Source organism: Dehalococcoidales bacterium, from assembly GCA_028717385.1.
Lineage (GTDB): Bacteria > Chloroflexota > Dehalococcoidia > Dehalococcoidales > CSSed11-197 > CSSed11-197.
In genome coordinates, this window is the sequence record JAQUNW010000012.1 from 1 (window position 1) to 12738 (window position 12738).

The following is a 12738-nucleotide window of genomic DNA, read 5'->3' on the forward strand; positions in this document are numbered from 1 at the left end:
GGTGTACCTTTGGGCATCTTGATGTGACGCCCTTTCGCTACTCCGCTAATAATCCTCATGGTTGTAATTATAAAGGATTGGAGTCGCCAGCTAAAATCACTACCTGTAATTGTTGCATCAAACCTGTTGACCTGCCGCTTTACCGTATGCTAGATTAAGGTTTGTACATATTATGTATATTACTATGTACATTTTTGGGTGGAGTTAGTGCTACAAGCAATATTATCAAATCGGGCAAGAAATTCTTTCCTGCCACTACTTGATAAAGCGGCGCTAGCAGCAGAAGTTATACGTTTACCCATTATAGGCAGCTAGTTACAGCGATTACTGAAGATAAAGGCCATTCCAGAACGAAAGCCGATCTCCACCTGGGTGCAAATTGCCAGCTTTCTGAGGATATTGCAAGTACTATCCAGCACAAGGAGGAAAACCAGCTAGCTCCACTTTACCAAGTTCGCTGCAACCACAAACATTCTATTTGCAGAAAAAGCTCGTGAGAACCTGATTAAAATACTTGTTATTTAACAGGTAATGGTCAAACACACAACCACACAACTCACTTTTGTAATAATTATTATATGGATGGCACGATCAGAGTAGAAGTGAATGTTGACAACCAAAACCTCATAGCCAAAATATCCTATAATTTATTCAAAAACATAGGGCTCTTATTCGGTAAAGGAATAACCTGATTACAAAACTCAGATAAATCCGGATTTATAATTACAGTTACAGATAAACAGCCAACCTTATGTTTCAAAGGTATCAAAATAAAAAAGGTATAATACAGGAAACATCCTTTAAAGAGAAATATTATATGTTTGAAAGGTGGAGACAACATGTCATTAAGCAGTCTTAAGGTATTAGTAAGAGGCGGGGGAGAGCAGGCTACTGCAGTAGCGCATCGCCTGCATCAAGGTCACTTCAGGGTTGTCATTGTGGAAGCCCCTCACCCGGAAGCAGTGAGAAGAGAAGTTGCTTTTTGTGAAGCAATTTACGACAAGGAAAAAACCGTGGAGGGGGTTACTGCCCGTTTTATCGGTTCTGCCGATGATATCTTTGGAATGTGGGAGAAAGACATTATACCACTGATGGCTGATCCTGAAGCAAAAGTAAAAACGGTTTTAAAGCCGGATGTGATTATTGATGCCACTATCGCAAAAAGAAATCTGGGCAATAAGATGAGTGATGCTCGCCTGGTTATCGGCTTGGGTGTAGGTTTCACCGCTGGCCGAGATGTACACGTCGTAATTGAAACCAAGAGGGGGCATAATCTTGGCCGTGTTATCCGATTGGGTGAAGCTGCTCCCGATACAGGTATTCCTGGGGAAATCATGGGCTATAGCGCCGAGCGTGTTCTGCGCGCTCCCCAAGCCGGAATCTTTACTACAAGCCATTCTATTGGTGATATTGTCAAAGCCGGCGACATAATTGCAGAGGTTGACGGCATGCCAATTAATGCAGTTATTGGTGGTGTTATTCGTGGTTTGTTACGCAACGGTACTACTGTGCCGAAAGGGATGAAGTCTGGTGATATCGATCCCCGGGGCGTAAAAGAATACTGTACTACCATTTCGGAAAAAGGGAGAGCTATCGCCGGAGGTGTGCTGGAAGCGATTCTAGCTGAATTCAATGTTTAGGCAGGCTTAAATGGAAATACAAGATTTAATCAGTGTAAACAATTTATGGAAAAATATTTACCCCTATCTGGTCGGGCAAATAATGGAAATATACCCTCACCAGGAAGGAAAAGCCCTCGAGTTGGGCCCTTTTGCCGGAGGTATATCGCAGAACCTGGCAAAACAGTACCCTTCTCTGGATATCACCATAGCAGATGAACGAGACGAAATGCTGGCATGGTTTAAACAAGAGCTGGCAACCGAAGTAAAGGCGGGCAATATAAAGATAGCCTCCTCCAAACTTGATAAACTGGATTTTGCATCTGAAACCTACGACCTTGTCGTCATACGCGGTGCTTTTTTCTTCCTGACTGATAATCCCCACTTGCTCGGAGAAATATTCCGTGTGTTAAAACCCGGGGGGATAGCACTGGTTGGAGGCGGTTATGGTAAAGATACACCGCAGGAATTAATAAATGAAATTGCGGATGAGTCCAGAGTGCTTAACGACCGATTGGGAAGAAAGTGGCTGAGCATCGAAACTCTGACAAAGTTGATAAAAAAAGCAGGTCTTGAGGATAAAACCAGAATTTGGGAGGAGGGTGGCGTTTGGCTGGTAATTACCCGATAAAACCGGGTGAAAATATTTCCCTGTCGCGAGCACTTGGTCTTTCTCGCGGTGAAATCATTAGTCTGGTGGGTGGCGGCGGAAAAAGCACCCTGATGAGGCTGCTGGCACTAGAGCTTGCCAATGCAGGGCATAAAGTAATTGCTACCACAACTACACATATTCTCCCCGACCAGGCAATCGGCTACTTCATTTTGGAAGAGAATAAAAAGCTGCTGCTTGATAATATACAAAAGGCTATCATCTCCAATCCGATACTAACTGTTACCTGTGGTCAGGAACCGAATGGCAAGCTTAAAGGGCCTGATCCTGGTGTGATACCTGAATTGCTGAGATTTACGGATTTTGTAATTGTGGAGGCTGATGGAGCCCAGCGTAAACCCCTCAAGGCTCCCAATAATACAGAACCAGTTATAGTACCGGAAACCAATGTCGTTATAGCTATTGCTGGAATTGATGGAATCGGGAAAAAATTCCGGGATATAGTTTTCAGGTATGAAATCGCCAGCAGGCTAACCGGGCTCGCACCGGAAGATATAGTTACTACACAGGCAGTTGCTACACTCCTTGCGCACCCCGAGGGCATCACGCGGACAAGCCCCCCACAATCACGCAAGATCGCATTTATCAATAAGGTCGAAGACGAAAAAGAAATGGCATTTGCACTAGAAATCGCAAATTCTCTAAAAAAGCATGCATTATTTAACCATGTTATAATAGGTTGCTTAGAGGGAAACCGCCCTTCAATCCGGCTTATACAAATAAATTAAACAGGACAGAAGCATGGAAGTCGATATTTACGAAGAAGTAGCTAAACTCAAAGCTCAAGGCAAGGAAGCTGCCATGGTAACCCTGATTGGTGCCAGCGGCTCTACACCTCGTGGGGAAGGCGCCAAAATGATGGTGATGGAAGATGGCTCCATCAAGGGAACCATTGGTGGAGGTAGCGTAGAAAGAGAAGTCATACAGGCCGCCATTGAAGTTATTCACAAAGGAAAGCCGCAACGCTACAAGTATGAACTTAAAAAAGCTGATGAAGGAGTAGGGATGATTTGCGGAGGGGACGTCGAAGTGTTTATCGAACCCGTACTGCAATCCCCTTCCCTGTTTATTTTTGGGGCGGGTCATATTGCTCACGCTCTCTCCCAGATGGCCTCCATCACCGGTTACAAGATTACCGTAATCGATGATCGACCAGGTTTCGCTACCCCGGAGCGTTTCCCTGAGGCCGAAAAAACTATTACCGCTGAATTCAGAACAGCATTTAATGAACTTAATATTAACAAATGGAGTTTTGTTGTAATTGTCACCTACGGTCATCAAGCAGATGAAGCTGTACTAGAGGAAGTACTTAAAACGCCGGCTCGTTACATTGGGATGATTGGCTCCAAGAGTAAAAACCAGGCAGTATACGCCAACCTGAGGTCCAGAGGCGTTACCGATGACCAACTCTCCAGGGTTTATGCTCCCATCGGCACTCGTATCAATGCCCATACCCCTGAGGAAATAGCAGTAAGTATACTCGGACAAATTATTCAGGTAAGGCGTTCTTCCTGATATAATATCTGGTAGGATAATCCTATCACCGGGCTTAGCAAAATCGAAACGAATTTGCCGGCTGGTAAACATTCCGAATATATAATATACGACAGAATTATTTATCTATTAACAATCAGGAGGTTGCTATGGTTTCAAACTGGCAAAACAGCTACCATAAACTCGAGGAATATCTTACAAACACCCCTGCAATCAAAATCGAACCACAATCTGTGTTTATCCCCCAAGATACAAAGGATGCGTTTTACTTGCATTTTGATGATGTCCGTGAAAAATTTCTGCAAGAGCACTTTTCTGCGGAAATCTCTCTCGGAAGAGAAATAAGCACCCAGTTCAAAGAGATTGAAGCCGAAGTTACCGGGATGCTTAATATTAAAAGGGAAATCAGGATAGCCCCGCCTCTGCGATGGTTTATAAATGATCCGGTTAATGGTATGACTCGACCACTCTTGAACCTGCTCTTTGACCTCCTTAAAGGCAAGATAGATAATGAAGCCTTTGAAGAATTAGCAAAAACTGAAATTACGGAATTATTTAAAAAACAATTCTCAGCCACATATGAAAGACTGGTGGTTCTAGCCTTGGTCAAATGGCTCCAGCCAACCCGGGCATTTGCTATGCCCCTGGATGACATGAATCTCTATTCTTCCTCCCAGGAAGGTGATTCGCAATATGAGAGAATCAATATGCCGCCAGATTATTCTGATCTTGAAGAGATGGTATTTGACTATGCCAGCCGGGTTACCTACCTGGCTCCGGAAGTGATTGTTTATTCTCCGGTGGTAAAAAAGTATGTGGGCATCAAAACTGGATTCGTTGGAGTAGCCTGGCATGCAAGACTGGTTAGCGAACAAAGGGACTGGCTCGATCAAACTCCCTTCCATCAAATTTTCAGCCATCTCAATCCCTGGCCAAACATTCTGATTTATCTTGACGACGAAGCAGATAACATTAAAATGGTTGCCGATAAAACTCGAGTCTGCAGACCAGACTATATTATCGATACTATAGCAACAGACAAGTTCTTTGATTCAAAAACTATCCAGAGAATCAAAGCTCATAATGAAATGCTTAAGCCTTTCCTGGGAACGGCTGTAGTCTGTCAGGGTGAGGCTCCAGATGAAGCATTTGAAATCTTGATGCCGCAGCCGGCAGAAGCTCTTGTCAACCCGGAAGAAGAACCCTTGCAAGGTGAAAACCAAGATCAATCTTCCAATCAGGCCATTTCTATTGCAGATACAGCAATTGAAGACGCCGTGGCAGAAGAAACTCCCCATGCACCACCAATTACAATAGTAAACGCAGGCTATGATTACACACTAATGGCAAATGTATTTTCCACAATGTTGGATGAGGATACCTCTCCGGAAGAATAAGCATACAAAGCAAAATGGTCAGCCCGGCTTAATAACCAAGGCCGGGCTGATATGCCCTTGGGGTAATCATCCAGGTATCATAAACAAAAGTAGCGCTGTTTCCAATAATAATCAATGAATCTATAGATAACTTAGTCAGAGGAAGCATTTTTAAACTGATAATTTGAACCGATTCGTCGTCCCCACCGGCACTGCTCACTATTCCCACGGGAGTCTGGGGATCTTTTAAAGGTTCCAGGGCTTTGCAAGCTTCCAGTATTCGTTCATTACCCAACTTTCCCACAGGATTATACAGAACCAATACAAAATCGAGGGCAGCGGCTTGAACAATCCGCTTTATAGACGCTGGCCAGTGGCCAGCCTGATCAGAGAGGCTCATTACAGCAAAATCGTTCCCAATTGGAGCGCCAAGACTTGCGGCAGCATTGCTGGAAGTGGTTACTCCGGGAATTATTTCCACCGGAATTAAAATCCCTCTGTCCTTAAGATAGTTTAAAAAGGTTGATGCAATAGCATAAATACCCGGGTCGCCAGTAGAAATGATGGCCACAGAGTACCCTTTCTGGCAGTATTCAACTGCCGCCTGAGAACGCTCCAGAGGACTCATCTTCTGGCCAAGTACTTCTTTCCCCGGCAGCAGCCGACGGGTGTATTCCAAACCCAAGCCATTCCCGATAACAACCTTCACCGCAACAAGCGCCTTCTCTGCCCGCGGTGTCAAATCGATGGGATTGCCAGTCCCTATTCCAACCAGATATACCTTACCTGCCATATATCAGTAAGCATAAACTCTTTAAAGAACTCTGGTCAAGCAACTGTGTTGATTAGACACTAGAAAGAGATAATTCGGGTTATTTAGCTTTGCAGCATTCCTTTTTCATTGACCTCGATAGTTCTTTATTCTATAATCATAAATGAAGCATTGGCATTTTAGCCGATACAGGAGAAGAAATTTGGTAAGCCGTTTTGACAAATTTAGTGAACATGCCCGCAGGGTTCTTACCCTGGCACAGGAAGAAGCCCAGCGATTCAACCATAGTTATATAGGTACCGAACATATTCTGCTCGGCCTCGCTCGAGAAGAAGAAGGTATCGCTGCTAAAGTACTTACCAGCATGGGAGTCAGCCTGCAACGAGTCCGCCAGGCGGTAGAATATATAATTGGCGCTGGAGAAAAGCAATCTACTGGTGCATCTGGTTTAACTTCCAGAGCAAAAAAAGTAATTGAACTAGCTATCGACGAAGCCAGGCAGATGGGGCACAGCTACATTGGCACCGAGCACCTGCTTCTCGGTATTCTGCGAGAAGGTGAAGGCGTAGCTGCCAGGGTACTTCAAAACCTGGATGTCAACCAGGAAAGAGTACGGGCAGAAATTGCCAGGGTGTTGTCCACCAGTAGCCAAAAAGCCAAACAGGGGCGCCCCAGTCGAACACCGACTCTCGACCAGGTAAGCCGGGATCTTACAGCAGCTGCTCGCGAAGGTAAGCTGGATCCAGTTATCGGGAGAGACAAGGAAATAGAAAGAGTTGTACAAATACTCAGCCGACGCACCAAGAACAATCCCGCCCTGATCGGTGAACCCGGTGTTGGGAAAACCGCCATCGTAGAAGGACTGGCGCACCGCATAGTTTCCGGGGATGTACCTGCTACTCTCGAAGAAAAAAGAATAGTCGCTCTTGATATGGCTTCTGTAGTTGCCGGAACCAAGTATCGTGGAGAGTTTGAAGAACGATTGAAGAAAATTCTGGATGAAATCAGAACTGCCGGTGGGTGTATTCTTTTTATAGACGAATTCCATACCCTGGTTGGGGCTGGCGCAGCTGAAGGCGCTGTCGATGCAGCCAATATCCTCAAACCACCGTTAGCAAGAGGTGAGCTTCAATGTATTGGTGCCACTACTCTCGATGACTACCGTAAATACGTTGAGCGTGACGCGGCTCTGGAAAGACGCTTTCAGCCTGTACTGGTAGAAGAACCTTCTACTGACGATGCGCTGGAGATTCTGAGAGGCATCAAAACCCGTTATGAAGAACACCACCAGCTTGAGATAACCGATGAAGCCTTGAAGGCGGCAGTTAGCATGGCTTCACGCTATATACCTGATCGCTACTTGCCAGATAAAGCTATCGACATTATAGACGAAGCTGCCTCCCGGGTTAGAATACGTTATGGCACGCGCCCCAGCTCTATTAAGAAGCTAAAACAGATTGAAGAACGTTACCGCAAAGATAAAGAAGCCGCGCTTGCCAGCCAACAGTACGATGATGCCGCTGAACTTAGACAGCAAGAACTCCAGATTGGGGAACAAATCCGCATCGAAGAAGAAGAATGGCTGTCTAAAATGGGGCAGAGGACTGCCAGTGTTAACGAAGAGGATGTTGCCGAGGTTGTAAGTATGTGGACATCGATTCCTCTTGTTCAGCTGGCAAACGATGAAACACAGCGGCTGCTAAATATGGAAGATGCCCTGCATGAGCGCATTATTGGGCAAGAAGAAGCAATTACCACGATATCAAAAGCCGTCAGACGGGCACGCGCGGGAATCAAAGATCCGCGGCGCCCGATAGGTAATTTCCTGTTTCTCGGCCCTACCGGTGTCGGGAAAACTGAACTTGCCAAAGCGCTGGCAGAATTCATGTTTGGTAATGAAGATTCTCTGATCCGGATCGACATGAGTGAATTCATGGAGAAGTTTGCCGTTTCGCGCCTGGTGGGTGCACCTCCCGGATATGTAGGTTTCGAAGAAGGCGGGCAGCTAACCGAGGCGGTGCGCCGGAAATCCTATGCCTGCATACTTTTAGACGAGGTTGAAAAAGCACATCCTGATGTATTCAATATATTGCTGCAGATTTTTGATGACGGCCATCTCACCGATGCCAAAGGCCGCCGAGTTGACTTCAGGAACAGCATTATAATAATGACCTCCAATATTGGAGCGGAACTAATACGCAAGGGCTCGCAAATAGGTTTTTCGTCACGCTCCGATGATAACCAGGCACAGCAACAAAGCTACGAATCTATGAAAGAAAAGTTGTTGAACGAAGTAAAGAAAGCGTTTAAGCCCGAGTTTTTCAACCGACTGGACGGAGTGATAGTGTTCCATCCTCTCAATCAGGAGCAAATTCTCCAGATTGTTGATCTGGTTATAAGAAACGTCACCAACCAGCTATCGGAAAAAGGGATCGGCATCGAAATCACCCGTGAAGCCAAAGACTACCTTGGAAGAAAGGGCTACGACGAAATATATGGCGCAAGGCCTCTGAAGCGCGTAATACAGGATCTGGTTGAAGATCCAATATCAGAAGGATTATTGAGAGGCACCTACAAATCTGGGGGTACCATTAAAGTAAGCCTGGAAGAAGATAAAATAGTTATCACCAGCTCGAACAATGACAATGCAGCTAACGAAGAAAATGTAACTGCCTTGTCTATTGATGGTTAAGTAAGATAAAATAGCATAATCTTTTTAGAAGGGCAATAAAGCGTGCTCTGCTTGATGCCCTTCTCTTTCGTTATGAAAAGGAAATAATTCTAGCTGATGATAGATTGGCAAGAAGCTTGGTTAATAGCTGGAGTAGCTCTCGGATTTACTTTCGGGATATTGTTTTTTCTATTCCTTCTGACTTTCCTTATTAGTAAGATTATCCCCAGGCTTCCAGGTAATGACGAAGGTGAGGCAAAACCAATGAATAACAACCCGGCGGCGGGAGAGTAGGCCTTGGCCGATTTTATCACTTTTGGTTTTACCCAATTAACCTGGGCGAACGGCGTCATGCTGATCGTAGGGCTTTTTTTTATATGGCTGGCCATATCCAAAAAATGGGAACCATACGAGCTTCTTCCAATTGGAATTGGGATGATTCTGGCCAACTTGCCAGGCACAGGCCTTCTGCTGCAACCACAAGAAGTTGGGGGTGAAATCGGAGCCTCCGGGCTGCTTGGTATATTTATAGAATTCGGCCTTCTTCGTTATACTGTATTGCCTCAACTTATTTTCATTGGTTTAGGGGCAATGACCGATTTCAGCCCGTTAATAGCCAAACCCAAGCTTTTTCTTTTAGGCGCTGCGGCGCAGCTGGGCATTATGATAGCCTTTTTAGGGGCTTTGGCACTGGGACATTTTGGAATTGCCGACTTCGACCTGCTTAAAGCAGCTGCTATTGGTATTATCGGGGGTGCCGATGGGCCAACTACGATATATCTGACCTCAAAACTCGCACCCGAACTCATGGGAGTAGCCGCAGTAGCAGCATATTCTTATATGGCGATGGTAGCCTTTATTCAGCCTCCTATTATCCGGGCTCTCACTACCAAGAAAGAACGCCAGATATACATGAAATCCCAGATACGCCCGGTATCCCGGCGCGAAAGAATAATGTTTCCAATTATTTGCACTATAGTTGTTGTACTACTGGTACCACAAAGCGGTCCCCTGGTTGGAATGTTTATGTTTGGTAATCTGCTCAGGGAAAGCGGAGTAGTAGAAAGATTATCAGTTGCAGCACAAAACTCGCTTGTAAATCTCACTACTATAATATTAATGCTTTGTATCGGCGCTTCGATGCCCGGTGAAGTAGTAATGCGAACGGAAACTCTACTGGTTTTAGCTCTCGGATTGATAGCTTTCGCAGGGGGAACCGCCGGTGGAGTACTGATGGGTAAATTGATGAAGTATATATCCAAAGAGCCATTTAATCCCATAATTGGAGCCGCGGGAGTTTCGGCTGTTCCCATGGCTGCCCGTGTAGTGCAGCACATCGGCCAAAAAGAAAATCCGCAGAATTTCCTGTTAATGTACGCCATGGGCCCCAACGCAGCCGGAGTCATTGGTTCTGCTGTAGTAGCCGGCGTTTTCCTGAGTATGCTTAGCTAACCAGGACCATTTAGCGTTTCCTCATCATACTAAAGGGCTATAGACTTTATCACCTGAACAAGATAAAATATATTGTGGGCGTTTGTTTAGGATTATTACCAGCCCTATATCCCCTTTCAAAGTTACCGCGTGGCGGAAGGCAAAGTTCCTTATTGGCAAGATTAACAGCCAGCTAGTTTAGTTTTAGGAGGGCACGACATGCAATCAAGTCTGATCGGGAAAGTTGAAAAAGCCAAATTATACGCCTGTGAACCCGAACGTGTCACCTTTAGCGACTTCACAGTTACCATTCGTGGCGATAACCACAATCATACCACCAGTTATAGTGAGGGTTGCTGGACCTGCAATTGCCCGTTTTTTGAGAGCAGGAACTGGTGCGCCCATACCATGGCTATGCAAAAAATCTTGGGCGTCATGCTCCCGGAAGATGCCAGAAATCAAGAACTGGAAATAGCTTAGAATACACTTCTGGTTTTCAGGCTGGAAAGCGCTTCCCCGGCAACAAACAAAGAACCTGTGATAAGCACCAGGTCATCTAGTGCGAGGCAGCGCATCGCGACTTGCAAGGCGTTTTCTATACTATCAGTAATTATGACTTCCGTTCCAGGGGCATTGAAAGCCAGGGCTATCTTTTCGGGATCCATAGAGCGTGGATGAGGTGCTCGAGTAACGATAATCCTGTTAAAGAAACCTTTTAGAAGAGCAGCCATGCCAGGTAAGTCTTTATCGGAAGAAACTCCAAATACCAACGTTTTTCCCCCACATCTGGCATTGTGAGCATCAAGGTAATGATTAAGGGCTCCCATCAACGCCTTGATTGCCTCGGGATTGTGAGCACCATCAACAATCACCAAAGGCTTGTAAGCTATAATATCAAACCTGCCAGGCCATTTAACCCTTTGCAAGCCTTGTTCGATCGTGTCTTTTGATAGAATAATTCCCTTTTCTGCTAATTGCTCCAAGGCTGCAACAGCGCAGCAAAGGTTGCCAACCTGATATAACCCAACCAAGGGAAGCCTGATATTATACGTGCCATTTGGGGCGGTTAACTCAAATAGCTGGAAACCATTTTCGTACCCTTTGTGCCGGCATTCAATAACGCTGCCAGCTTCGACTAACTTTACCCCTTTATCAAGGCACGTCCTCCTGATCACATCAGCTGCTTCGACAGGTTGGGTACCGCTAATAACTGTACAACCAGATTTTATAATTCCAGCTTTCTCAGCAGCAATCAAAGCCAGCGTGTTTCCAAGTACAGCCGTATGATCAAGACCAATCAAGGTAATAACAGCTACTAGCGGATTACACACGTTAGTGGCATCCAGGCGCCCTCCCATGCCTGTCTCGAGCACCTGAAAGTCCACCCCAGCACGGGCAAAATGCATAAATCCCATAGCTGTGAGTACTTCAAAAGTCGTCAGTTTTCCATATTCCGCACAGGAGTTTATTCGAAAGATTAGAGGTTCCAGTTCAGCTACCAAATCGGTAATTTCCTGTTGGCTGATGTCCTTGCCATTTATAGATATTCGCTCGGTCAATTTAATAAGGTGAGGAGATGTGTAGAGACCAGTTTTAAACCCGGCATGTGAAAGTACGCTGGATATCATGGCAGCCGTACTGCCTTTTCCCTTGGTTCCGGCAATATGTATTGTTTGCGCCTCAAGGTGAGGGTTGCCAAGATTTTCAAGCAATAGCTTCATTCGGCGTAAATCAAATAAAGCAGCCTGGTTAGGATCCGCATGGACCTCAAAATCAACCAGGCTATACAGATAATCTAACGCTGCTTGGTAACCAGATATTTTCATTTGCAAATTTTGACCTGTCTAATAAAACACACTTGCGCCAAGTTAGCTGCCAGGATAACCACGCTTCGGTCACCCCCTGTCAACAGAGGAAAAATCAGACAGGTTTATATTGCCAAGCTCAGGATCTCCAAGGTATTGTAAATGACTCGCTCCGGTCAAGCCTGCATCTAAAGTCCCGGTAATGTTCAATACCGCTGAAGAAGCTCCGCTTAGCCCAACTGTAGCGTCTTCGGCCATTACCCCGGAGAGATCTACATTCGATGCGCCACTCACGTTCAGTGTGATGTTTCTTGCCTGACCGCTGAGTGTAATTCGGCTGGCTCCGGATGCTCCCAAATCCATATCTGCTCCTGTGATAACACCGGTAATACGACTGGCAGTACTGGCTTCAAGAGTAAAATCTACAGCATTCAAACCGGCAAACTCAATAGTACTAGCCCCGCTGGCAGTGGCATGAAAGTCATGAGGCAAATCAAAAGCGGAGACTGCAACCTCACACGCAGCATAAGCATTGAGTGAATATATATCGGGCATTACCACTCTGGCGATAAGAGCGCTTGGGAAATAACTGTACCCCGGCAGCATATCTATTTTTAATACCCCGTCAAATTCGTTAACCCTGACATACTCAAATAGATTGTCATCCGCGGTAACATTAACACTGTAAGTGCTTCCACGTACAATATCCACTTCAAATGCAGAACTGACTTCGACACGTGTGAAATTTGAATAATCAAAGGTTCGGTTAACAATTTTCCCAGAGCCTCTTATAGCACCATAGCAACCACATGTAATTATTGCGGTAAGAAATAACAATATGATCAAAACAATTATTGTTTTTTTGTGCACCCGTAACCTTCTCCCTACAATCAAACCAGC

Annotated in this window: 12 protein-coding genes; 9 read left to right on the top strand and 3 right to left on the bottom strand. The window is 45.4% G+C overall.

The features are described from left to right. The first annotated feature begins 839 nt into the window (after positions 1-839). From yqeB to PHX29_04110, 5 genes are all read left to right on the top strand, one after another. Positions 840-1640 (top strand): selenium-dependent molybdenum cofactor biosynthesis protein YqeB, encoded by an 801-nt coding sequence (gene yqeB, locus PHX29_04090; GenBank protein MDD5605074.1) that lies wholly within the window; start codon positions 840-842, stop codon positions 1638-1640. Between the two features lie 10 nt (positions 1641-1650). Continuing rightward, complete coding sequence (locus PHX29_04095; GenBank protein ID MDD5605075.1) at positions 1651-2250, top strand: class I SAM-dependent methyltransferase; 600 nt, start codon at positions 1651-1653, stop codon at positions 2248-2250. Continuing rightward, positions 2229-3017 (top strand): selenium cofactor biosynthesis protein YqeC, encoded by a 789-nt coding sequence (yqeC, locus tag PHX29_04100; protein ID MDD5605076.1) that lies wholly within the window; start codon positions 2229-2231, stop codon positions 3015-3017. Before PHX29_04095 ends, yqeC begins: the two co-directional genes overlap by 22 nt. 13 nt (positions 3018-3030) lie before the next feature. Next, a complete protein-coding gene (locus tag PHX29_04105; GenBank protein ID MDD5605077.1) occupies positions 3031-3804 on the top strand; it encodes an XdhC/CoxI family protein in 774 nt (257 codons plus the stop codon). 128 nt (positions 3805-3932) lie between these two features. Further along, complete coding sequence (locus tag PHX29_04110) at positions 3933-5180, top strand: hypothetical protein (GenBank protein MDD5605078.1); 1248 nt, start codon at positions 3933-3935, stop codon at positions 5178-5180. Between the two features lie 28 nt (positions 5181-5208). On the opposite strand, the gene PHX29_04115 is transcribed toward PHX29_04110, so the two are convergent. Beyond that, the gene (locus tag PHX29_04115; GenBank protein MDD5605079.1) at positions 5209-5952 is read right to left on the bottom strand and encodes a precorrin-3B C(17)-methyltransferase; all 744 of its coding nucleotides are present in this window, start codon (positions 5950-5952) and stop codon (positions 5209-5211) included. A gap of 181 nt (positions 5953-6133) precedes the next feature. On the opposite strand from PHX29_04115, the gene PHX29_04120 reads away from it, so the two are divergent. From PHX29_04120 to PHX29_04135, 4 genes are all read left to right on the top strand, one after another. Next, on the top strand, positions 6134-8623 hold the full coding sequence (locus tag PHX29_04120; GenBank protein MDD5605080.1) for an ATP-dependent Clp protease ATP-binding subunit: 2490 nt from the start codon (positions 6134-6136) through the stop codon (positions 8621-8623). Between the two features lie 96 nt (positions 8624-8719). Continuing rightward, complete coding sequence (locus tag PHX29_04125) at positions 8720-8896, top strand: hypothetical protein (protein MDD5605081.1); 177 nt, start codon at positions 8720-8722, stop codon at positions 8894-8896. 3 nt (positions 8897-8899) lie between these two features. Continuing rightward, on the top strand, positions 8900-10054 hold the full coding sequence (locus PHX29_04130) for a sodium ion-translocating decarboxylase subunit beta (GenBank protein ID MDD5605082.1): 1155 nt from the start codon (positions 8900-8902) through the stop codon (positions 10052-10054). Positions 10055-10252: 198 nt separating this feature from the next. Continuing rightward, entirely contained in the window at positions 10253-10513 is a 261-nt protein-coding gene (locus PHX29_04135; GenBank protein MDD5605083.1) for an SWIM zinc finger family protein, read from the top strand. On the opposite strand, the gene PHX29_04140 is transcribed toward PHX29_04135, so the two are convergent. Both PHX29_04140 and PHX29_04145 read right to left on the bottom strand, forming a co-directional pair. Then, positions 10510-11859 (bottom strand): bifunctional folylpolyglutamate synthase/dihydrofolate synthase, encoded by a 1350-nt coding sequence (locus PHX29_04140; GenBank protein MDD5605084.1) that lies wholly within the window; start codon positions 11857-11859, stop codon positions 10510-10512. The genes PHX29_04135 and PHX29_04140 overlap by 4 nt on opposite strands. Positions 11860-11928: 69 nt before the next feature. Continuing rightward, a complete protein-coding gene (locus tag PHX29_04145; protein MDD5605085.1) occupies positions 11929-12708 on the bottom strand; it encodes a DUF2807 domain-containing protein in 780 nt (259 codons plus the stop codon). Positions 12709-12738 lie beyond the last annotated feature (30 nt).

Excerpts from the sequence above, each read along its gene's own strand:
- yqeB (MDD5605074.1), top strand. The coding sequence starts at position 840 with ATGTCATTAAGCAGTCTTAAGGTATTAGTAAGAGGCGGGGGAGAGCAG.
- PHX29_04095 (MDD5605075.1), top strand. The coding sequence starts at position 1,651 with ATGGAAATACAAGATTTAATCAGTGTAAACAATTTATGGAAAAATATT.
- PHX29_04105 (MDD5605077.1), top strand. The coding sequence starts at position 3,031 with ATGGAAGTCGATATTTACGAAGAAGTAGCTAAACTCAAAGCTCAAGGC.
- PHX29_04110 (MDD5605078.1), top strand. The coding sequence starts at position 3,933 with ATGGTTTCAAACTGGCAAAACAGCTACCATAAACTCGAGGAATATCTT.
- PHX29_04115 (MDD5605079.1), bottom strand. The coding sequence starts at position 5,952 with ATGGCAGGTAAGGTATATCTGGTTGGAATAGGGACTGGCAATCCCATC.
- PHX29_04125 (MDD5605081.1), top strand. The coding sequence starts at position 8,720 with ATGATAGATTGGCAAGAAGCTTGGTTAATAGCTGGAGTAGCTCTCGGA.
- PHX29_04135 (MDD5605083.1), top strand. The coding sequence starts at position 10,253 with ATGCAATCAAGTCTGATCGGGAAAGTTGAAAAAGCCAAATTATACGCC.
- PHX29_04140 (MDD5605084.1), bottom strand. The coding sequence starts at position 11,859 with ATGAAAATATCTGGTTACCAAGCAGCGTTAGATTATCTGTATAGCCTG.